General features: G+C 35.5%; 18 protein-coding genes. 3 read left to right on the forward strand and 15 right to left on the reverse strand.

Annotation, left to right across the window (positions count from 1 at the left end; genetic code table 11):
- Positions 1-338: 338 nt before the first annotated feature.
- From yajC to FC88_RS07285, 8 genes are all read right to left on the reverse strand, one after another.
- The gene (gene yajC, locus FC88_RS07250) at positions 339-824 is read right to left on the reverse strand and encodes a preprotein translocase subunit YajC (protein WP_057814297.1); all 486 of its coding nucleotides are present in this window, start codon (positions 822-824) and stop codon (positions 339-341) included.
- A gap of 96 nt (positions 825-920) precedes the next feature.
- A complete protein-coding gene (tgt, locus tag FC88_RS07255; RefSeq protein WP_057814275.1) occupies positions 921-2,063 on the reverse strand; it encodes a tRNA guanosine(34) transglycosylase Tgt in 1,143 nt (380 codons plus the stop codon).
- Positions 2,064-2,072: 9 nt separating this feature from the next.
- Positions 2,073-3,107, reverse strand: a complete 1,035-nt coding sequence (gene queA, locus FC88_RS07260; protein ID WP_057814276.1) for a tRNA preQ1(34) S-adenosylmethionine ribosyltransferase-isomerase QueA — start codon at positions 3,105-3,107, stop codon at positions 2,073-2,075.
- A gap of 65 nt (positions 3,108-3,172) precedes the next feature.
- Positions 3,173-4,192, reverse strand: coding sequence for a Holliday junction branch migration DNA helicase RuvB (gene ruvB, locus FC88_RS07265; protein WP_029606454.1), 1,020 nt, complete (start codon positions 4,190-4,192; stop codon positions 3,173-3,175).
- A gap of 13 nt (positions 4,193-4,205) precedes the next feature.
- Positions 4,206-4,793, reverse strand: a complete 588-nt coding sequence (gene ruvA / locus FC88_RS07270) for a Holliday junction branch migration protein RuvA (protein ID WP_057814277.1) — start codon at positions 4,791-4,793, stop codon at positions 4,206-4,208.
- Between the two features lie 3 nt (positions 4,794-4,796).
- The gene (mutL, locus tag FC88_RS07275; protein ID WP_057814278.1) at positions 4,797-6,719 is read right to left on the reverse strand and encodes a DNA mismatch repair endonuclease MutL; all 1,923 of its coding nucleotides are present in this window, start codon (positions 6,717-6,719) and stop codon (positions 4,797-4,799) included.
- A 24-nt stretch (positions 6,720-6,743) separates the two neighbouring features.
- Complete coding sequence (mutS, locus tag FC88_RS07280; RefSeq protein WP_057814279.1) at positions 6,744-9,386, reverse strand: DNA mismatch repair protein MutS; 2,643 nt, start codon at positions 9,384-9,386, stop codon at positions 6,744-6,746.
- A 17-nt stretch (positions 9,387-9,403) separates the two neighbouring features.
- Entirely contained in the window at positions 9,404-10,207 is an 804-nt protein-coding gene (locus FC88_RS07285) for a TIGR00282 family metallophosphoesterase (protein ID WP_057814280.1), read from the reverse strand.
- Between the two features lie 174 nt (positions 10,208-10,381).
- Here FC88_RS07285 and FC88_RS07290 point away from each other — a divergent pair, with 174 nt between their 5' ends.
- The gene (locus FC88_RS07290) at positions 10,382-10,951 is read left to right on the forward strand and encodes an SLAP domain-containing protein (RefSeq protein WP_057814281.1); all 570 of its coding nucleotides are present in this window, start codon (positions 10,382-10,384) and stop codon (positions 10,949-10,951) included.
- A 50-nt stretch (positions 10,952-11,001) separates the two neighbouring features.
- On the opposite strand, the gene FC88_RS07295 is transcribed toward FC88_RS07290, so the two are convergent.
- The gene (locus FC88_RS07295; RefSeq protein ID WP_057814283.1) at positions 11,002-11,445 is read right to left on the reverse strand and encodes a hypothetical protein; all 444 of its coding nucleotides are present in this window, start codon (positions 11,443-11,445) and stop codon (positions 11,002-11,004) included.
- Between the two features lie 97 nt (positions 11,446-11,542).
- Here FC88_RS07295 and FC88_RS12640 point away from each other — a divergent pair, with 97 nt between their 5' ends.
- Positions 11,543-12,649: a restriction endonuclease subunit S gene (locus FC88_RS12640; RefSeq protein ID WP_083484596.1), complete on the forward strand. Its 1,107-nt coding sequence runs from the start codon at positions 11,543-11,545 to the stop codon at positions 12,647-12,649.
- Positions 12,650-12,738: 89 nt separating this feature from the next.
- Positions 12,739-13,665: a site-specific integrase gene (locus FC88_RS07305; RefSeq protein ID WP_057814284.1), complete on the forward strand. Its 927-nt coding sequence runs from the start codon at positions 12,739-12,741 to the stop codon at positions 13,663-13,665.
- A gap of 45 nt (positions 13,666-13,710) precedes the next feature.
- Here the strand turns inward: FC88_RS07305 and FC88_RS13135 are convergent, their stop codons facing one another.
- From FC88_RS13135 to FC88_RS07335, 6 genes are all read right to left on the reverse strand, one after another.
- Positions 13,711-14,907: a restriction endonuclease subunit S gene (locus FC88_RS13135; RefSeq protein WP_083484597.1), complete on the reverse strand. Its 1,197-nt coding sequence runs from the start codon at positions 14,905-14,907 to the stop codon at positions 13,711-13,713.
- The gene (locus FC88_RS07315; protein ID WP_057814285.1) at positions 14,900-16,549 is read right to left on the reverse strand and encodes a type I restriction-modification system subunit M; all 1,650 of its coding nucleotides are present in this window, start codon (positions 16,547-16,549) and stop codon (positions 14,900-14,902) included. Before FC88_RS07315 ends, FC88_RS13135 begins: the two co-directional genes overlap by 8 nt.
- 8 nt (positions 16,550-16,557) lie before the next feature.
- Complete coding sequence (locus tag FC88_RS07320) at positions 16,558-19,632, reverse strand: type I restriction endonuclease subunit R (RefSeq protein WP_057814286.1); 3,075 nt, start codon at positions 19,630-19,632, stop codon at positions 16,558-16,560.
- Positions 19,633-19,857: 225 nt separating this feature from the next.
- Positions 19,858-20,826 (reverse strand): restriction endonuclease, encoded by a 969-nt coding sequence (locus tag FC88_RS07325; protein WP_057814288.1) that lies wholly within the window; start codon positions 20,824-20,826, stop codon positions 19,858-19,860.
- 73 nt (positions 20,827-20,899) lie between these two features.
- Positions 20,900-21,595, reverse strand: a complete 696-nt coding sequence (locus FC88_RS07330) for a DUF554 domain-containing protein (protein ID WP_057814289.1) — start codon at positions 21,593-21,595, stop codon at positions 20,900-20,902.
- Between the two features lie 58 nt (positions 21,596-21,653).
- Positions 21,654-22,469, reverse strand: coding sequence for a MerR family transcriptional regulator (locus FC88_RS07335; protein WP_057814290.1), 816 nt, complete (start codon positions 22,467-22,469; stop codon positions 21,654-21,656).
- Positions 22,470-22,509: the final 40 nt, after the last annotated feature.

A 22,509-nucleotide genomic window follows, 5' to 3' on the forward strand; every position in this document is an offset into this window, starting at 1 on the left:
TCCATCTGAAATTATTCCATTTCATATGTCAACCACAAAGGGAGTATAGCAGAACGCTGTGGGCACGACTTGGAGCCTTTGCTAAGCCCAAGACCGGGCAAAGTCTTCAAGCTCGACCTTTCACTAGGCAATAAATTGCCAAGAGAAATTTCACGGCTGAGCCATCACAGGGCTTTTGCTCCCGACTAGATTTTTCTTTTTTTGCTTCTCTGTCTTAAAGATTAAAATCAAAAACAAGTTCAAATGAAAAGACAAAAAACAAAACCTTAAGATCAAAATATTAACATCAAAATCTACAAAAAAAGATTGGAGCGCTTGGCTTCAATCTTTTTGATTAATTATTTTGTTTCTTCTTTTGTATCTTCTGCGTCTTTTGATTCTTCAGCTTTTGGTTCTTCAACCTTTTGATCTTCAGCTAGTTTTTCGTCAGCAGTTTCTACTTTTTCAGTTTCAGCTTCTTTTGGTTCTTCAGCTGGAGCTTCTTTCTTTTCATTCTTTGCTTCTGCACTGTCCTCTTTAGCAGCTGTTACGCTGTTACCTGGTTCAGCACGGCGAATGAAGTTTAAGTCAAATGTTAGATAAATTCCGTCACAATCTACGACAACTTCTTTGTTGTTACGGTCGATTGATGCGATAACACCTTTGATACCACCAAGAGTGACAACTTTGTCACCTTTGTTCATGCCTTTAAGCATTTCTTGACGTTTTTGTTGTTGCTTCTTTTGGGGACGAATTGACAAAAAGTACATACCAACGAACATGATAACGACAAAAATCATGAGTCCCATTGATCCACCAGCACCTGCAGCGCCTAATGTAAGCATATTCAAATTTTCCACCTCTTAATAATTTGCATAAGTATAGATTAACAAAAATTTTCCTGTCTTTCCACACTAGTAGGTTTTTCTTATCAAAATCTTCTAAAAATTCTTGGCATTTGCTTTGTTGAAACCGTAATCTTCAAAGACGTGTTCTCTAAATTCTAGTAGATTATTATCTTTGATAGCTTGACGAACGCCTTTCATCAAGTTCAACAAGAAGTACAAGTTGTGGTAACTAGTCAAATGTGTACCGAACAATTCGTTAGCATTGATCAAATGACGAATATAAGCACGTGAATAGTTGCGGCATACGTAACAGTCACAGTCTGGATCGATTGGACCGAAGTCTCTGGCGTATTTGGCATTCTTAACGACTAGACGACCGTGAGTTGTCATACAAGTACCATTTCTGGCAATTCTCGTTGGCAAGACACAGTCAAACATGTCGATTCCTCTAATTACACCATCGATCAAGGAGTCAGCCGTACCTACTCCCATCAAGTAACGAGGTTTGTTTTCTGGTAGTAATGGTGTTGTGAAATCAAGCACACGATTCATCTCGCTCTTTGATTCTCCAACTGAAAGTCCCCCGATTGAATAACCTGGGAAGTCCATACTTACTAAGTCTTTGGCACTTTGTTTACGTAAATCTTCAAAACCTGCTCCTTGGACGATACCAAATAAAGCTTGCCAATCAGGATTACGGTGAGCCTTTAGACCACGTTCAGCCCAACGACTAGTTCTAGCAACTGATTTTTTGATGTAGTCATAACTTTCAAAGAATGGTGGACATTCATCCAAACTCATCATGATATCTGGGCCTAAGTAATTTTCGATTTTGATAGCTTTTTCTGGTGACAAGAATTCACGACGACCATTCAAATGGTTTCTAAAGTGAACTCCAGCTTCAGTGATGTCACGAGTATTAGCTAGTGAAAAGACTTGAAAACCACCAGAATCAGTCAAGATACCTTTGTTCCAGTTCATGAATTTGTGCAAACCACCGGCTTCTTTAACGATGTCTTCACCGGGGCGCAACCACAAGTGATAAGTATTAGCTAAGACGATCGTAGCGCCAATTTTTTCTAGGTCTTCAGGTGCCATATTTTTAACTGAAGCTTCCGTTCCAACCGGCATGAAGATCGGTGTTTCAAATGTTCCATGTGGTGTCTCTAACATACCTAAACGTGCACCAGTATGCTTTTCTTTTTTAATTAATGTATATTTAACAGCTGGTTCCATATATTCCCTCTACTTAATGAACATTGCATCGCCGAAACTGAAGAAACGATATTTTTCCTCAACCGCGTGACGATAAGCGTTCAAGATATTTTCACGACCAGTAAATGCGGCAACTAACATAACCAAAGTTGATTTTGGCAAGTGGAAATTAGTGATAAATTCATCGACAACTTTCCATTCGTAGCCAGGTTTGATAAAGATGTCAGTCCAACCACTGTCAGCTTTGATTTCTCCATTGAACTTAGTACCGATAGTTTCTAGCGTTCTGATTGAAGTAGTTCCGGTAGCGACGATCTTGCCACCATTTTTCTTAACTTCATTCAAAGTTTTAGCTGAATCTTCATCCAAACGATAAAATTCTGAATGCATTACGTGCTTATCAACATCAGATTCAGTTACAGGTCTAAATGTTCCTAAACCAACGTGTAAAGTTACATAAACTAATTTAACGCCTTTAGCCTCAACTTGTTTTAGCAAATCCTTAGTCCAATGCAAACCAGCAGTTGGAGCAGCAGCTGAACCATTTTCTTTGGCATAAACAGTTTGATAACGGTCAGGATCATCGAGTTTTTCTTTGATATATGGAGGAAGTGGCATTTCACCTAATTGTTCCAAAATTTCCATGAAGATCCCTTGGTAACGAAATTCGATGATTTTTCCACCGTGTTCAAGGTCCTCCAAAACTTCAGCTTCTAGTTGACCATCGCCAAATTGAACCTTTGTACCGACTTTGGCACGACGAGCTGGCTTCATCAAAACTTCCCACTTGTCACCTTCAATATTGTTCAACAACAATACTTCTTCGTGACCGTCAGTATCTTCTTTAGTTCCGTACAAACGAGCCGGTAAAACTCGAGAGTTGTTCATAACTAAAGCATCCCCTGGATTCAAATAATCCAAGATGTCATAAAAATGCTTGTCTTGATATTCTCCTGTTTCGTGGTCCAAAACTAATAGTCTTGAATGATCACGATCTTTGATAGGCGTTTGAGCAATTAGTTCTTCTGGTAAATCATAATCAAAATCTTCGGTTGATAGTGACATTAATGTAATCTCCTTTTATGTGGTTTAACAAAATTCTTTAGATACGCCAAAACGAGTAAATCACTTTACTCGTTTTTTTCGGGATAAGGTATTCCCATGTGTTCATAACCTTTTCTTGTCACGACACGACCCTTGGCAGTTCTCTTCAAGAATCCCATTTGCATAAGATATGGTTCATAAACTTCTTCAATTGTTTCTTGGTCTTCACCGATATTAGCAGCGATGACTTTTAGACCAACGGGACCACCATTATAGAGTTCAATGATCATCTCTAAAATTCTTCGGTCCAAGTGATCTAAGCCAGCATCGTCAACTTGTAATTGGTTCAAAGCAGATTTTGCCATCTTATAGTCAATCGTATCTTGATTAGCCACTTGAGCAAAATCACGAACACGTTTGAGCAAACGATTGGCAATTCTAGGTGTCCCACGCGATCTTCTAGCAATCTCATGAGCCCCTTCTTCATCGACATTGATGTTTAAAACTCGTGCAGAACGGAAAACAATTTTAGATAATTCATCTATGGTATAGTACTCCATTCTTTCAACAATTCCAAACCGATCTCTTAGTGGAGCGGAAAGTTTCCCAGCAGCCGTCGTCGCACCAATTAAAGTGTAAGGCACTAGTTGGTGATGCAATGAACGAGATTCACTACCTTGACCAACAATGATATCAATATAGAAATCTTCCATCGCTGAATACAAAACTTCTTCAACTGCTCGAGGCATACGATGAATTTCATCAATAAATAAAACGTCGCCTGGTTCTAGTTCATCCAAAACAGCTACTAAGTCTCCAGATTTTTCAATCGAAGGACCAGTTGTCGTATGGATATTGACGCCCATTTCATTAGCGATAATCATAGCCAAAGTTGTTTTACCTAACCCTGGAGGTCCATATAGTAAGACGTGGTCTAGAGTTTGTTGACGTTGTTTGGCAGCTTTGATATAAACATCTAATTCTTTTTTGGCTTTTTCTTGACCTAAATATTGGTCGAAACTTTGGGGACGGAGCGTTTGTTCAACGATATTTTCAATATTATCTAATGAATCGGCATCCGTTAAACGTTCATCATCGTTTTGAATAATCTACACCTCCCTAACTCAATAATTTTAAACCGGCACGTAAGTATTCGTCGGCAGATTTGAGATTTTCTTTTTCTAATTGTGACTTTACTTTACTGATTTCTTTAGCTGAATAACCTAGTGAATCTAAGGCTGCTAGTCCATCTTCTAGTTCTTGATTGCCGTTACTTAAGACAGCTGGGGTTTCACCTAGAGTCATCTGACCTTCAGCGGTAAATTTACCAGATAGATCCAAGATGATCTGTTGAGCGGTCTTCTTACCAATCTTAGGAAACTTAGTTAAGAATTTGACATCATCATTTTCAATTGCATGGATCAAACCTTGCAAGTCTTGCCCAGCTAAAATGGCTAAACCACTCTTTGGCCCAATTCCTGAAACGCTGATTAAATGTAGGAAAATATTTTTCTCATTCAAATCATAAAAGCCATACAATGACTGTTCATTATCACGGACGATTTGTTCAACAAAAACTTTAGCTTCTTGATTTTCTTCGTAACGATAAGGGTTAGCCACTTGTACTTTGTAGCCGACACCTTGGACATCCACCACAATATATGAAGGAGTCACTGATGTTATTAAACCATTCAAATATTCAAACATAATTTATTCACTCTCTCTAGTATCGTGTGGATCTTGGATTCTCTTGAACATTTTCTCGAGGTCCTTGTTACTAAATTGTACTAAAACTGGACGACCATGGGGACAATTATAAGGATTCTCGGCTTTAGTCAAATTCTCCAATAATTTTCGTGCTTCATTGTCAGTGATGTGGTGATTAGCCTTAATAGCTCGCTTACAACTCATCATGATGGCATTTTTTTCACGGAAACTGGCCACACTAATTTTAGAATCATTTAAGACATAGTCAATCATTTCTTTGATAGTCGACTCTTCTTGTCCCGGCACAAACCAAGTGGGATGCGTATTGACAACGAAACTATTTTGACCAAAGTCTTCCAAGTATAAACCGATACTCTCCAAAACTGACTTCTTTTCCTTGATCAAGATACTCTCAGCGTTAGGATAATCCAAGACGATTGGAACTAACAATTTTTGTTGGTCGTTAGAAACTTTACCAATTTCTTTACGATAGTATTCGTAATTGACCCGTTCTTGAGCAGCGTGTTGATCTATCAAGTAAAAGCCATCTTCACTCTCAGCGACTAAATAAGTTCCATGAATTTGGCCGATATAGCGCAAATCTGGAAAACCTATCGTTTCTTCTTGTGATATTGGTTCTTGTTGGGTTGCTTGTTGTGAGTCTACTACTCGAACTTTTTGGTCGGTTTCTTGTTTGAGTCGTCGGTCCCAAGCTTTGAGATGTTGTGGATTTTTAAAAATTGGCATCCCGTCCATTGGTGTTTCTACAGGTTTTTGTTTTTGAAATTCTGGTGCTGGTTCAGCGGTAGCGGTCATTAGTGGCTCATTGATTTTATCGATAGTTGAAACATCATTTAAGCTGATTTGTTCAGGTTTATACGTATCAACCTTAGGTGTGATTTCCTTTTTGCCAAGATTTTTGACCGCATCAGGAATCAAGTTCTGGTCTGATAGTCGATTACGAATCCCATTACTGATCAAATCGCCGATGTGACCTTCATTAGTCAAACGAACTTCTTGTTTTGTCGGATGGACATTGATATCGACTAATGCTGGATCCATGGTGATATCGACTACCGCAATTGGAAATCTCGCCACCATCAACTTCGAACCGTAACCTCTGATAATAGCGTTAGTTAGTTGGAAATTACGAATGTAGCGACCATTTAAGATGATTGAAATGTAAGAACGATTAGAACGAGTCGTATCTGGTTTTGAAAAGTAACCTTTGATCTGATAATCAGGGTCAGAATTTTCAAAATCAAGCATGTGACTAGCAATCGTGCGACCATAAATTCCAGCAATCGTCTGTTGTAAATTGTTGTTGCCAGAAGTCCAGACTAAGTCCTTACCTTCATGAATCAAGCGAAATGAAATCTCGGGATGACCCATAGCTAAACGGTCAACGATATCGACAATTTTGTTCAATTCAGTGTGCAGCGATTTAACGTATTTCAAGCGAGCGGGCGTATTGAAGAACAAATCTTCAACTGTCATCGTTGTTCCTTTTGAGCGAGCATAAGTTTCTTTTTTAATCAACTCGTTGCCAGAAAATTTAGCTCGTTGAGCAGACTTGCCGTCCACACTTGTCACAACTGTCAGTTTAGAAACAGAAGCGATACTGGCTAAAGCTTCACCACGAAATCCTAAGGTTTTGACATTGAACAAGTCCCGGTCAGTCGAAATTTTACTAGTCGTGTGGGGCAAAAAGGCTACTTCAACATCATCACTGGCGATTCCTTTTCCATTGTCATTGACTTCGATCGACTTCAACCCTGCTTGAGCGACCGTAATTAAAACTTGGGTAGCTTTGGCATCGATGGAATTTTCCACCAGCTCTTTAACGACTGATGCTGGGCGTTCAATAACTTCCCCAGCTGCGATCTGGTTGCTTAATTCAACTGGTAGTTCATGAATAATACCCATTTTTCCACCTTCTTTTAATTAAATTTATTTGAGTTTCTTTTGCCATTTGTATAGTAAGTTGATGGCTTCAATTGGGGTAATACCCATTAAATCTTGTTCAGAAATCTCTTTGACCACTTGTGATTCTTTGGTGGATAACTTCTTTTTCGATACTTTTGGTTCTGGGAAAAGCGACAACTGTTGTTCGTCATCTTCTACTGCAGACACTGTTTCTGGTTGTTCTTCGACTTTTTCAATTGGTTTAGGTTCAACCGCAGCCGGTTCATGAATACTTTCAGAAGTAGTCGTATGAACGGAAGTTTTCTCTAAGGTACTCAAGATCTTGCTAGCACTGTTCAAAACTTCTTCTGGCAATCCGGCTAATTTAGCAACGTGGATTCCGTAAGACTTATCCGCAGGTCCGGGCAATACTTTGTGCAAAAAGACTAAGTCGCCATTCTCTTCAGAAGCATCAACGTGAACATTTTTCAAACCCGGTAATTGGCTTTTTAGTTCAGTCAATTCGTGATAGTGAGTTGAAAACATCGTCATCGCATGGACGTTTTTGTCGATGTATTCGATGATTGCTTGAGCTAATGCCATTCCGTCATAAGTAGCCGTTCCTCGACCGATTTCATCGAAAATGATCAAACTGTTTTCAGTAGCATTCTTCAAAGCATCATTGGCTTCACGCATTTCGACCATGAAAGTACTGTCACCAGAAATCAAGTCGTCGGCGGCACCAATTCTCGTGAAAATGTGGTCAAAAATTGGCAATTTTGCACTCTCAGCGGGAACAAAACATCCAATTTGAGCCATGATAACGGTCAAAGCTAATTGCCGCATGTAAGTACTCTTACCGGACATATTGGGACCAGTTATCAACAAAATATCAGTATCTTTGTCGAAATTGACATCGTTTGGAATATAGCTGTTATTACTCAAGACTTTTTCCACAACTGGGTGGCGTCCGTTAGTAATTTTTAGCTCGTGTTTATCCACAAACTCTGGAGCGATGTAGTGGTAATCTTCACTGACGACCGCAAAACTTTGGAGGACATCGAGCTGTGACAAAATATTAGCTAGTGCTTGGATTCGTCTGATTTGGTCTTTGATCTTTTGGCGAATTTGGTCAAATAAGTGATATTCCAAACCTTTTGACTTCTCTTCAGCCTCTAGGATCATGCTCTCTTTTTCTTTTAGCTCAGGTGTGATATAGCGTTCGGCGTTAACCAAAGTTTGTTTTCTGGTATAGCGGTCTTCTGGAACTTTGTCGATATTAGCCCGACTGACTTCGATGTAGTAACCAAAGACTTTGTTGTAGCCAATCTTCAAATTATTGATACCAGTTTCATCTTGTTCTTTAGCTTTTAAAGTAGCCAACCACTTTTTACCATTCTTTGAAGCGTCGAGATATTGGTCAAGTTGGTCGTTGTAACCTTCTTTGATCAAACCTCCGCCAGTAACAGAAATTGGAGCTTCTTCAACGATGGCCTGATCGATTAGATCACGAATATCAGCCACTTCGTCAATTTTTTCCACAAAGGCTGTCAATTCGTCATCACCGATATCTAATAAAATTGATTTGATTTCTGGCACTTGTTGTAAAGACGTCTTCAATTGAATCAAGTCGCGGCCATTAACTGTCCCATAAGCCACTCGACCAGCTAAACGCTCAAGGTCATAAACCTTTGTTAAATAATCTTGGAAAGATGATCTTTGGAAATAATTATCCAAGAATACTTGAACGAAATGTTGACGTTCTTTTAATTTATCGACTGAAATCAAAGGTCTTGCTAACCACTGTTTGAGAAGTCGACTTCCCATGGCAGTTTTCGTTTCATCCAAAAGCCACAAAAGTGTTCCCGACTTCTTATTAGTCCGAATATTTTTGAAAAGTTCCAAATTGCTTTGAGCAGAATGGTCCATCAATAAATAAGCGGAAGTTTCATATGATTGAGCCGGTTTCAAATGGTCGAGTGAACGCATTTGAGTCTTAATCAAATAACTGATCAACAACTTGACCGTATCGACTTCTTGGTCACTTGAAATTTGTGAAAAATCAAAACTGTAATTGTCATCCAACTCATCCAATTTAGAAATCAAGATACCATATTTACGCAATTGGTCGAGGTACTTTTGTGGGAAATTACCTGAAATAACTGTTTCTTTAGTATCGAGATTTTGCAATTCATTGGTTAAATCTAATTGGTTTTTGACTGAAGTAACTTTGACTTCGCCGGTGGATAAATCAGCATAAGCTAAACCGAAGACATCTTTATGAGCAGTAATTGCTGTAATATAGTTGTTTTCCTTGGCTTGGTTAGCTTTGTCCATAATAGTTCCGGGAGTAACCACGCGAGTCACACCACGTTTGACCATCTTTCCTTGAGCATCAGCAGGATTTTCTAGTTGGTCACAGACAGCAACTTTGTAACCTTTATCCACAAGGGTGTCGATATAGCCTTCGATTGCGTGATGCGGCACTCCACACATTGGGATGCCCTCGTCAGCTTTTTTGTTGCGGGATGTCAAAGTTAATTCGAGAATCTGCGAACCTTTGACAGCATCGTCGTAAAACATTTCATAAAAGTCACCAACTCGATATAACAAAAAAGCATCTGGGTATTGTTTCTTATACTCCAGATATTGCTCCATCATTGGTGTTTCTTTAGTTTTTTGAGGCATGAATTCCCTCCATTTAATTAATTCAAGAAAGTTTGATTGTTTGGTGTAATTACATAATTTTTGATACTACGCGCATTATTCGTCTTGTCATTGATTTCGACGACACAGAAATTAATTTGCATGCGACCGTCTTCATCGACATCGAAGCGATTAGGTCTTTGAGTTAAGAAGTTGTTGATGATTGGTTCTTTTTTGTCACCCAAGATACCGTCATATGAACCAGTCATTCCGACATCGGTCAAAAGTGCTGTTTGCTTGTTAATAACTTGTGCATCATTTGTTTGAACGTGGGTGTGAGTTCCGACAACTGCTGAAACACGACCAACCATATAATTGGCAAAAGCAATCTTTTCACTAGTAGTTTCAGCGTGGAAGTCAACGAACTTAATGGCATCATCATCCAAAGTCTTCAACAAATTATCAGCAGCTAAAAATGGATTATCGAGTGCACGCATCATTGCCGTTCCCATCATGTTGATGACGTAGACTTTTTTAGAATTGACGTTGATTTCGATAAAGCCACGACCAGGAACATTTTTTCCAGGGAAATTGTATGGACGTAAAATATTTTTCTTAGGATCATCGATGAAGTCCAAGATTTCACGTTTATCCCAAGTATGATTTCCTCCTGTGACCACATCAGCACCAGCACGAGTGATCTTTTGATAGTCAGGTTCTTTGGTTCCTTTACCACCAGCAGCATTTTCGCCATTGACGATGGTTAGTTGTGGCTTAACCTTCTTTTTGATTTCAGGTAGATATGTTTCAATTGCCTTAATGCCGACAGAACCTACGACATCTCCTACAAAGAGTATTTTCATATTATTTTATCCCCAATCTTTACCTATGATATTGTATCAATTTTAGTGGAAATAAAAAAGACCAAGCGAACACTTGGTCGTATATTTTATCTCTAAAAAACTTGCATTTAAACCCAGTAAGAAATTTTATTCTTTGCTATACTGGCGGTGCAAATACAATTAGAAGGAGTTTTTATGAAAAAATACCACATTTTGAGTTTATTTTCTGTTTTGGCTCTTTTAGTACCTTGCACAAATTTGGTCAACGTATCAGCGAAAACTACCACATATAATTTCTTTCCAACTGATAACGGACCAATCGATTCGAGTTATTCAGGTACCGTCACTACTATTGGTGATAAACCATTTTTAACGCTGTATGCTTTCAATAACAATCAATTCAGCTTGATTCGCAATCGAGCTCTGGCTCCGAAGACAGCTTGGTTTTATGATCAGACTGTTTCAAGAAATGGTGAGATTTATTATCGAGTTGCGACTAATGAATGGATTCGATTTGATGAAATTGAAGGTTTCAGTGGTCATCACAATCGAAAAAACTTCGAGAAAAAGACGATTACTTTGAGAGTTGGACCAGTTTTGCCTGCCCCTGTTTTTGATGGGAAATTCAATGACACTGGGAAGACTTTGGCCGTTGGTAGTGAGTGGGTTGCTCTTGAGAAGCCTGTTTATTTTGGGGATGACGCTTATTATCAGATTGGGAAAGATGAGTTTGTTGCTGGAGAGAGAGTTATTAATTTGTATTGATGGTTTATAGCTAACTAAAAAGACTAGGCATGTGTCTAGTCTTTTTGAGTCTAATTTTTATCTTGTCTCGAATCATAAAGAAAAACTCTTTTTAGAAAACTTTTATCAACATTTTTATCTATACCTAAATCTGAATAGATAGCCATATAAAGAGTAACCAATTTATCATTGGATGTTTCCGTATTTTTTACAACCCCTGGCAACGTACTGTAATCATAAAAATCCTTAACAGCATTCATTACATCATCCGAATCATAAAATAATGCAGCAATACTATTAATAGCAGACAAACTTTCTTTTCCACTGAAATCGAATCTATAACCAATTAATTTTACAAGCACTTCGTATTTTCTACGCCAAATTTCATCCGCAGATCTCTTTTCTTCTAGTTCTTTTTGAAATTTTTGATTTTCTTTATTGATCTTATTTGAATAATATAAAGAAATCCCAACTCCAATTAATCCTAATATGCCACCAATTATTCCCTCTAACATTTATATCTCCTTTATTCTATTTAAAAATTTAATTATTAATCTAATACACCTTGCCTTCTGGCAAAACATAATTGTGCATCTATACTATCATTAAAATTTGTATATTACTGATTGGGAACAGCATTCATTTCAAAATACTCTAATTATACATTCTGGCAAAGATTATAAACATTTAAATAAAGGAAACATCCCCGTATATGGCACTGGTGGTTATATGCTTTCAGTTGATGAAAAACTATCCAAAGTTGACGGCATTGGTCTTGGAAGAAAAGGTACAATAGATAAACCACAATATTTGAAAGCACCTTTCTGGACAGTCGACACATTATTTTATATGACACCAAAGTCTAATTTTGAAATATTATTTTTATATGCAATTGTTCAAAAGTTCAATTGGAAAAAATTGAATGAGGCATCAGGTGTACCTAGTTTATCTAAAAAAACTATAGAAAAAGTAATGCAATTTTATCCTACTCAATTGGAACAAAAAAAGTTAGGATATTTATTAAAAATCATTGCAGAAACAATTGCTCTACAACAACAGCAGTTAAACTTATATATCAAGCTAAAAAAAGGATTATTGCAAAAACTATTCCCTAAAAATGGGGAAATGGTACCTGAGATAAGATTTGCTGATTTTACTGGAGATTGGGAACAGCATAAGTTGGGTACACTTATAGTACCCTTCAACAAAACAACAACTATTAATAATCAATATCCAGTTCTAACTTCTTCAAGAAAAGGACTCTTTTTTCAAACTGATTATTATGATGGGAATCAAATAGCATCGAAGAATAACATAGGATACAACATTGTACCTAGAGGATATTTCACTTACCGACATATGTCTGATGACCTTATTTTTAAATTTAATATCAATAATTTAGTAGATAACGGTATTGTAAGCACTCTCTATCCAGTATTTACCGTTAATAATAAACTAGATTCTGAATATCTAAAATATCAACTTAATGATGGCGAAGAATTTAAACGTTTTGCCATTACTCAAAAGCAAGGTGGATCTAGAACGTATATGTACCTTAGTAAATTAAAAAAATTGTTGCTAACAATACCCAATCTTGATGAACAAGTAGAAATTAGTAATTTTTTAGATTCTTTAAATAGTGTAATAAATCTACAACAAGAAAAATTGAATGAATTAGAAGCTTTAAAGAAATATTTACTACAAAAGTTATTTATTTAACAAAATCGAATGCTAGAATTTTCAACTTCTGGATAATAAATACTGGTATCTAAATTTAATACCATATAAATTATTCGGAGGTTTTTTCTATGCCCAGAACTAAATCATCACAATTATTTTATAAGTATTATGAAGAATGGATTGAATTGTACAAGGTCAACGCCATTAGATCAGTCACTTTGGACAAATACTATATGAGCCTAAAATGGATTACTAAATTGGCTCCAGAATTAAAGTTAAATGATTTAAATCGACGAACTTATCAGAAATTGATTAATGATTATGCTTTAGAACATGAGAAACAAACTACTCAAGATTTTCATCATCAAGTAAAAAGTGCCATTATGGATGCTGTAGATGAGGGATTGATCAAACAAAACCCTACTCGAAAGATTATTATTAAAGGGAAAAAGCCAGGCAATAAGAAGCCTAAGTTTTTGAATCAATATGAGTTGCAACAATTAATCAGACAACTTGATTTAGGAACAGAATTAAATTGGGACTGGTATATTTTACTAGTAGCTAAAACTGGATTGAGATTTGCGGAAGCTTTGGCAATTACTCCAAATGACTTTGACTTTTCTAAGCAATTATTGAGTGTCAGTAAAACTTGGAATTATCGTGCAACTAAAGGTGGCTTTCAACCTACTAAAAACTTCTCCTCAATTAGAAAGGTTCAACTTGATTGGCAGATTGCTATGCAGTTTTCTCAAATGGTAAAAGATTTACCTGAAAATGAGCCAATATTTGTTAAGCAACGTGTTTTTAATTCGACTGTAAACAACCGTCTAACTGTTCTATGCAAACGTGCTGAAGTTCCTGTCATTACTGTCCATGGACTTAGACATACTCATGCATCAATTCTCTTATTTGCTGGGGTTTCAATCGCCAGTGTTGCAAGAAGATTGGGGCATTCTAATATGACCACCACTCAAGAAACCTATCTTCATATTATTCAGGAATTAGAAACACAAGATGGCGAAAAAATAATGAGGCAAATGGCTCAATTAATGTAAAAAGACAAACATGACAATATTTAAATTGTTGTGTTTGTCTTTTTGTTAAATGAATAATTTTTGTAGGAGATATTTCTTTAATGATTCTAATTTATTTAATTGTTCGTGTTGTAGATTGATAACACTGTCAATCTTTTCTAATAAGTTCCCAATTTGTTCTTGTTCCTTAACATCAGCCGGAAAAGTATTTCTCAAACTTTTAAATTCCGAAAAACTTATCGACTTTCCGTCCCTAATTCCAAACGTTATGGTTTTTAAAGATTGAATGAATTTAAATGTTTTAAACCAGTTTTTCCAAAATTCATGGTTATGTTCGCGTGGATTCTTAAATTCAAATACTGTATATGCTGGACTTACAATACCTCGAGTTCTGGATAATTCAAATCCACCTTGAAAAGATCTTAGACTTATTATGAAATCTCCATTAGAGACTAGTTTATAATTTTTCAGTGTAGTTTTATCGTACTTAATATCTATATTTAAATTTTCTCTTTTTACAACACCATGATCTTGTGTAACAGATAATACGGGTAATTCAGGATATCCTTTTTTTGAAGTCGAAGAAAAAATCTCACCGGACTTACGTTGTTCCCAATCTCCAGTAAAATCAGCAAATCTTATCTCAGGTACCATTTCCCCATTTTTAGGGAATAGTTTTTGCAATAATCCTTTTTTTAGCTTGATATATAAGTTTAACTGCTGTTGTTGTAGAGTTATACATTCAGAAACCAATATTAAAATTTTTCCTATTGAAATTTGTTCACTTTCATTTGGAAAACTAATTTGTATTTTTCCTATTTCATTTTTATTAATTTTCTTAGGAAATGCAACATGTAGTGTTCTTTTCCACAAATCACGTTGAACAGAATCGGATGATATAGAAAACGTTAAGAAGTTTGAATTAATTTTAAAGGGCTTTATTAGTGCTAGACTGACATAATATGCGACGGGATCATTAATTTGTGTCATATTTGCAGTTCCTATATCTCCTATACGAGTCATTAGTATATCTCCTTTTTGAGGATATACTTTAAAATCCTGTTCAAAATCTTCTTTGGAAATATATTTATTAGACTTCAATGTCTTTATGTTTTCAACACTCAAAAACATTATTCCAGATTTTTGATATTTAGGTGTTTGATGAGTCCCGTCATAAACATCTACCATTTTAGATAATTCAAGCTGTTCCCAATCGTCAGTAAACCCTTTAAATCGAACCTTAGGCACCATTTTTTTATCCATGATTATTCACCTCATCACTCAACATAGAGATAAAGTCATCAAGATCATTTTGAGTCTTTTCATCAGAAGAAGTGAGTTCTTTCATCATTGAAAGCAACTCATTTTTATTTTCCATAATTTTTTTGTTATTTCTTTGAATTTCTTTAGTAACTTCACCCAAGTCAATTTCTGGTTCAGGTTCAAAAGTATCAACATAACGTGGAATATTTAAATTGAAATCATTTTCTTCAATTTCACTCATTGGAGCAATATGAGCATACTTATCAACATCTTTACGTTCTTTGTATGTATTGATAATCTTGCTAATATCATCGTCACGAAGGATATTTTGATTTTTACCTTTTTCAAAATTATTACTTGCATCAATGAACATGACATTTTTATTCGTCTTATTCTTCTTCAAAACCATAACTAATGTTGGAATTCCAGTTGAATAGAATAATCCAGCAGGTAAACCAATCACAGCATCAATTTGATTTTTATTTAACAATGCTTTACGAATTTTTTCTTCTTTAGCACCACGGAATAGAACACCATGTGGTAAAACAATTGCCATAGTACCTTCATTGCTCAAATGATATAACCCATGAAGTAAGAATGCATAGTCAGCTTTAGTCTTTGGTGCTAAACCACCGTATTCTTTAAAACGTGGATCTTTCATTTTATTATCGTTATTATCCCAGTGAGCTGAATATGGTGGATTAGCTACAACCATATCAAAGCTACGTGGATGATCAACACCATCTGAATCGACGCCATCAGGCCAATCACTTTCCAAAGTATCAGCATTACGTAAATCCATATTCATATATGAAACGTCGTGCATCATTAAATTCATACGAGCCAAGTTATAAGTGGTTGTATTCAATTCTTGCCCGTAATAGAACAAACTACGATCTTTAATTTGTTCCTGAACCGTTAGTAGCAATGATCCAGACCCGCAAGCAAAATCATAAACACTTGGTTTATCCTCTTTAGGATTCAAATCAATAGTTACTAGCTTAGCCAAAACTTCTGAAACTTGATGAGGTGTGTAAAATTCCCCAGCTTTTTTACCAGAATTACCAGCAAATTGAGCAATTAAATATTCATAAATATCACCTAAAATATCATGCCCATCATCATCTTTATATTGAACTTCATCAACCAAATTGACGATTTCAACCAAAGCTTTTGCTCTAGCCGCAGTTGTTTGACCTAATCGTGAATTACCTAAATTCATATCTGCAAACACACCATGAAAATCTTGTTTAGCATTTTTATTCAAATCGACATTATGATTAAAACTATCTAACATATCTTGAAAATCAGATGGTGCAATTGAATTATCGTTTACTTTATCTACAATCGTTTGCCATGTATATTGAGGAGCAATGGCATAACCTAATGAATCGGCTAATTCTTCCAAATAGTCATTTAAATCATCACCACTAGCTTGTTCAACATAGGCATCATTAACACTTTGTCCTTCTTCAACATCAATCAAATCATTTTGTACCATTCTTTGTTCTTGATGTTCTGACAAATAACGATAAAACATAAATCCTAAAATATAATTACGATACTCACTGGCATCCATATTACTCCGCAAACGGTTTGCCATTTCCCAAATTTGACTAGTTATTTCTTGTGCTTTACTCATAATTTCTCCTAATATTTATCAACCATTTGATCTGCAAATTTTTTAAAACTTCTTCTCAAATGAGTACGATATTTAATCTTTGATAATTCCTTAACTTTGTCAGATTCAGCATCAGTTTGATAAACGACACATGCTTCTTTGACTATTTCATCTAATGCACCATCGATATTCAAATCGTCAGCATCTTTTACATGTTCTGAAACCAATTTATTAATATCTTGAGATGCTTCAATGTCGGTCAATCCCCAACTCTTCTTATAGTCAAAGATATCATTACGCAAACGCATGGCATTATGACCTGAAACTAACTTTTTAATTTCATTTTGTTTTACCGGATATGTGTCCGAATATTTAACATTGCCATTTAAAATATCATCAGTAAATTGATTAATCTGTTCAGCATACTTACGATTATCAACCTTATCAGAAATTGACTTAATTTCTTTGGCTGTTTTATCAGCATTTTCAAAGTCTTCGTCATGATACTGATTCATTAAGTTAGCAATCAATTCCTCTAGGTAATCGTAATTAACACGTATTGCTTTAACGTGTTCCATTTGAAGATCAATTTGTGACACATCAACATGATGAATTCGAGCGACCTCTTTCTTTAATTGATTACTTAAAGTCGTTGTTAGTACTTCTTCAGTATCCGTGTCCATTCCTAATTCATTCAAAAGAATGTCTGGATCTTTATCATCATATTTATCATCTTGTTTAGCCATAGCCATCAAATGATTATACTTACGTAACGATGAATACATTTCTTCAATTCGATTATCATCTTGTGGAATTCTTATAAAGCCATCAGAAAAATCATTTAACTGTGTAGTAACTTCTTTTAATTCTGATTTAACTTCATCATAAGTTTTAGCAATTACTCCATCTCCAGTATCTAACTCCAATTGAATATTGGCAGAATCACGGTTTGCATAAATTGCTAATGCTTCTTTCATTAACTTTTCAGTTTGATGTGGCCAACGATAATTAACTATCCGTCCAAATGGCTTTGTTTGCATGTCATAAACACGATTTGTTCTTGAATATGCTTGAATCAAAGCTGAACCATGCAGAGTACGATCAACATATAACGTATTCATCTGTGGAGCATTGAATCCGGTAAGTAACTGATCAACAACGATTACAATATCAAAATATTTACCATCATCAATAGTTCTATTCAATCTAGAAATTACTTGAGCAGTGTAATCTTTAACATCCTGATCCCCAAAACTAGTTCCAAATTCTTTATTATAATCAGTCATTGCTTCTCGCAAATCTTGATTGTTCTCTAATTGATTATCGCTATTCGATGTAGTTTGACTAAAAGTAATTCCTACTTTCAAACCAGAATCACGCTTTTTAAATTCACGATAATACATCATTGCCATAGGTGTTGAAGCTTTGCCACCACCGACATGAGTAGTCAATATAGCATTATATTTACCTTGCCTTGAACGCTTATTCCAATTTTTGATAATATCATCAACAACTAATTTAATATGTTTGGGATTATTATCATAAACTGAAGGTTCAACAGTATCATCCATATCCGCATCGGTCATATTATCGATGCGCATTTCAATATCTTCATCTGACATCCCAGGATAGCGCCCTTTAAAATACTCAGGCAAATATTGTTCACGTAAAACAGAATCCGATAAAGTTGTTTCAAAATCAACCTTGAAACCCAAAACATTTCCATCGGCAATGGCATCTCTAATCGTATAGGCATGAATTAAATCACCAAAAACTTCTTGAGTTGTAGGATGCTCATCAAAAACTGGCGTACCCGTATAGCCAACCCAAGCTGATTTAGGAAATCCATTTTTAATTCTTTTTAGCATATCTCCCGAGGTTGAACGATGTGCTTCATCAACAATGAAAACAATATTTTTATCAATCTTTTTAAAATTACTACTTTGAACCATTGAATCCATCTTTTGAGTAGAGGTAACAATAATCCCATTACCATTTTTGGATAATTTTTTAGATAAAACCCACCGATTAGCCGTATCTGTAACGACTCCTCCATTACTTTCAGCGGTATTCTCTGGATCATAAGCTTTATATTCATCAACAGTTTGATTAGTTAAAGCAATTCGATCAACTAAGAAAACAACTTTATCAACATTTGGCAAGCGCGATGCTAACCAAGCAGCTTTAAACGAACTAATAGTTTTACCCGAACCAGTTGTATGCCAAACATACCCTATTCCCTGCTCACCAATACTGAAATCATGCTCACGTATTTTCCTAATGACACGTTGCGTAGCATAAACTTGATATGGTCTCATGGCCTTGATCATTTGATGCTTTGGCGTTCCATCCAAAATCATATAATTAGTAGCCATTTGATGTGCCATCGGAATTGACAACATATAATTGGAGAATTCTTTCCAATCAAAAACAGGTTTATTGTCTTTAGCTTTTTGCCAACGGAATGCAAAATCAGTATTGAATTTATCCGCTGTGGTATTTGCCATATATCTACTGTCATGAGGTGTGATTGCAACCAATATTTGTAAAGTTGAAAAAATGTCAGTATATTGACGTTCTTCAATATATTGATGCATCTGATTCAAGGCTTCTTTAGCATCATGCCCATCGGCCTTTTCCTCAATTTGTAAAATTGGTAACCCATTAATCAATAACGTTGTATCAAAACGACGATTCTTTCGTCCTGGTATAATTTCTGGTCGTTCAATTTGATTAACAATCTGGTAAATAGTATCTCCTGCACCGATATTATCTTGATCAAATATCTTGAGATAAACATGTTTACCATTATCTAAATCCACTTCGACTTGAGATATTCCATTCATTCCATATAGAAATTGTCCTGCTTGATATGGTGTTTCTAATTGACCAATAATAACTTTTATTTGTTGAAATTCAGATCTAGTTAATGGAGCATCCAACCGATCTTGATTATGCTGCTCAACAATTCTTTTGAAATTAGCCCACAAATCATCAGTTGTTTTAATATTTGGAAGATAACTCCATTGCTTTGTTCCACCTAAATTAACTAAATGATTGATTAGATCATTTTCAAAATCTAATTCATTAGTTTTTATCACAATTTGACCCCCCTCTAAACAAATGTAAAGACTTAATTGCGATTGTAAATTTTTTTACATACTTGAGTTTATCTTATCAAAAAAAGACTCCTAAATTACGAAATAACTGATTAAAATTTAATTCATTTTTGAAATTTTTAGAATAATATTACATTTATGAAATTATACAAATGATTGGATACAAAAAAACCAGACATTTTGCCTGGCTTTTTGCATTTCATATAATAATTAATCTTCAAAAAAATCTTCATCAATTTCAAACAAATCTAAATGCTTCTTAACTTGCACACCAACTTGGTATTGCAACATCAAATTAGTCAATTGAATGCCATCAATCAAAACAATTGAGAAATTCTTAGCCGTAGAAATGGCACTGCTAGAAAAATGTGAAGTAGTAATAAACACACCACGATCAGCGTGAACACGAGATAAAGCTCCAAAGAAACCATCGATTGCTGGTCTTTGAACGACATTGTCATCTTTGTATCTCTTAGCTTGAATATAAACTGTACTTGTTCCCAATGGATCTTGATTGATTATACCGTCAATTCCACCGTCATTGGTTTTTTGAGTGACTTTTGAAGAACCATTTGGACCCTTGTAACCCATTTTAACCAACAATTTCACAACTAAATTTTCAAAAAAAGCCGGTTCTGCATCTTGAATTCTCTTTAATAAATTAGCAGCAATTTCATTATTATATTTATCAGTTTGTGTTATTAAATTATCAATGACATTCATTTCTTCTGGAAAATTATCATCATTGTTATCTTCAACATCTTCTTTTTCAGCAACACCCTTAATTTTGTTACGTTCCTTTAATTCATTTCTATGATTAACATAATCTGGCAATGAATGTACTTTATTTCTGGTTAATTTCACATCATCTAATTTTAAAAGTCCTTTACCGATTGAAGATATTTTATAAACACCACGTGATGGCCGTTCAAGTGCTCCTCCAGTATATAGTTCGCTTATTGCCCATTTAACTCTATCCTCAATCATATTGGCATTAGGGTTATTTGGATAAGTGGCTTCTCTCAAATCTTTTGGTAAATTCAGCGAGTCAGCTATATCTTTAAAAATCATTTTAGAATTCTTGGCATTCCCATCTCCTAAATAATGCAAAACATTTGGAATTAACGCATCCCATGTTGGTAATCCATACTTTCCAATTTTCAAATCTCTATAATCCATATCTACCACCTATAAGAATATTAATAACTCTATTGTAATGTAAATAAAAAAGCCAGACAATCGTCTGACCAATTTAAAACATCTGCAAAACCCCAACCACCACAATCGGTACAACCAAAGATGGCAAGAGGTTCAACACTTTAATTTTCTTAATATTCAACAAGCCTAATCCAGAAGCCAAAATCAAAATTCCACCAACCACAGTCAATTCTGTGATCATGTCGGCGTTGATTGAATTTTGCAATAACATGGCGATTAAGTAAATACTACCTTGCCAGCAAAATACTGCCACTGCTGCGAAAGCCATTCCGAAGCCAAAGGTTGACGCCAACACTATCGAAGTGATTCCGTCCAACATCCCATTGGTGAACAAGAATGTGTAGTCTTTGTTCAAAGCAGCCTGAATTGGTCCTAAAATCGACAATGAACCGATGCAGTACAACAAGATTCCAGTTGCCAACCCCTCTGCTAGATTACTTTTTCCATCAGCACTAGGTTTGGAAAATTTCCCAACTAAATTATCAAAATGCTTTTCTAAATCGAGCCACTGTCCGATAACACCGCCAACTGCCAAACTGACGATGAACAAAACTGGATAGTGGCTTTTTGGCATGTGTTGCACGACCGCATTGATACCGACTGCCATCGCAACGAGTCCTAGTGCTTGCGTCAGAATCTCATTATACGCAGGTTTGATTCCTTTTTTGAAATAACTACCGGCAAAGCTACCCACTAAAATCATGGCAACATTAAAAAACGTCCCTATCATGAGATCCCCCCTCGTAAATTTATTAACAAAAATTATAAACTCTCTAGTCACTAGAGGGTCAATTGTCTTTGACAGGAATTTTAATCTCCGTCACATATTTGTCAAAATCATCCGTAATACCATAATCGATCAAAGCCGTCTCAATCGCTGGACCACTAATTTCAAAGTTATGCTTTTGACAATATTGCAACAATTTTTGGTACTGAATCGCTGCCGTATCATGCGTTCCGTGAAATCTCAAACGAGTGTATTTGCCAGCTTTTAACATACCAGTCGCATCCCCGGAATCACCGGGTTCTAAAATTAATAACAATCCACTGTAACTGTCAAATCGTCTTGCCAACAAATTCTCACGTGAAACCGTTAAGGCAATCTTTCCTAAGAAAATATTCTTATCCAATCCAAAACGTTTGCGCAAAGTTACGATTGGAAATTCAATATCATCGCTAGGTTGATAATCCTCATCCAAATAAACAACTGATATTGCTGATAAATCAACTACTTCAATCTTATCTAAAGTACTATTGACCGCATCCTCAACTTGATTAATTCGCGCATCGATTCGACGGTCAATATTTTCCAAAGCCGTAATTTGTTTTCTAACTTGCAATTTTTGTTCTTTCAACATGGCTTCCAATTTATTTATATCTCGCGCATCAAAAAATTGCTTAATAGCATCAATCGGCAAATCTAGGGCTCGCAAATAAGTGATGACATTTAAACGCTCAAATTGCTGGGTGGAATAATAGCGATAATGGGTTTTATTATTGATTTTTGCTGGTTTCAATAAACCGACTTCATCATAATAACGTAACGTTGGAACCTTGATATTAAAGAGTTTTGATAGCTGTCCAATAGTAAAAAGTTGATCCACATCTAGTCTCCTTTGCGTTAATTAAATTAATTCAATTTAT

Origin of the sequence: Companilactobacillus futsaii JCM 17355 (assembly GCF_001435505.1) — a bacterium.
GTDB lineage: Bacteria > Bacillota > Bacilli > Lactobacillales > Lactobacillaceae > Companilactobacillus > Companilactobacillus futsaii.

Coding starts and splice junctions, on each gene's coding strand:
- yajC (WP_057814297.1), bottom strand. CDS start 824: ATGCTTACATTAGGCGCTGCAGGTGCTGGTGGATCAATGGGACTCATG.
- tgt (WP_057814275.1), bottom strand. CDS start 2,063: ATGGAACCAGCTGTTAAATATACATTAATTAAAAAAGAAAAGCATACT.
- queA (WP_057814276.1), bottom strand. CDS start 3,107: ATGTCACTATCAACCGAAGATTTTGATTATGATTTACCAGAAGAACTA.
- ruvA (WP_057814277.1), bottom strand. CDS start 4,793: ATGTTTGAATATTTGAATGGTTTAATAACATCAGTGACTCCTTCATAT.
- mutL (WP_057814278.1), bottom strand. CDS start 6,719: ATGGGTATTATTCATGAACTACCAGTTGAATTAAGCAACCAGATCGCA.
- mutS (WP_057814279.1), bottom strand. CDS start 9,386: ATGCCTCAAAAAACTAAAGAAACACCAATGATGGAGCAATATCTGGAG.
- FC88_RS07285 (WP_057814280.1), bottom strand. CDS start 10,207: ATGAAAATACTCTTTGTAGGAGATGTCGTAGGTTCTGTCGGCATTAAG.
- FC88_RS07290 (WP_057814281.1), top strand. CDS start 10,382: ATGAAAAAATACCACATTTTGAGTTTATTTTCTGTTTTGGCTCTTTTA.
- FC88_RS07295 (WP_057814283.1), bottom strand. CDS start 11,445: ATGTTAGAGGGAATAATTGGTGGCATATTAGGATTAATTGGAGTTGGG.
- FC88_RS07305 (WP_057814284.1), top strand. CDS start 12,739: ATGCCCAGAACTAAATCATCACAATTATTTTATAAGTATTATGAAGAA.
- FC88_RS13135 (WP_083484597.1), bottom strand. CDS start 14,907: ATGGATAAAAAAATGGTGCCTAAGGTTCGATTTAAAGGGTTTACTGAC.
- FC88_RS07315 (WP_057814285.1), bottom strand. CDS start 16,549: ATGAGTAAAGCACAAGAAATAACTAGTCAAATTTGGGAAATGGCAAAC.
- FC88_RS07325 (WP_057814288.1), bottom strand. CDS start 20,826: ATGGATTATAGAGATTTGAAAATTGGAAAGTATGGATTACCAACATGG.
- FC88_RS07330 (WP_057814289.1), bottom strand. CDS start 21,595: ATGATAGGGACGTTTTTTAATGTTGCCATGATTTTAGTGGGTAGCTTT.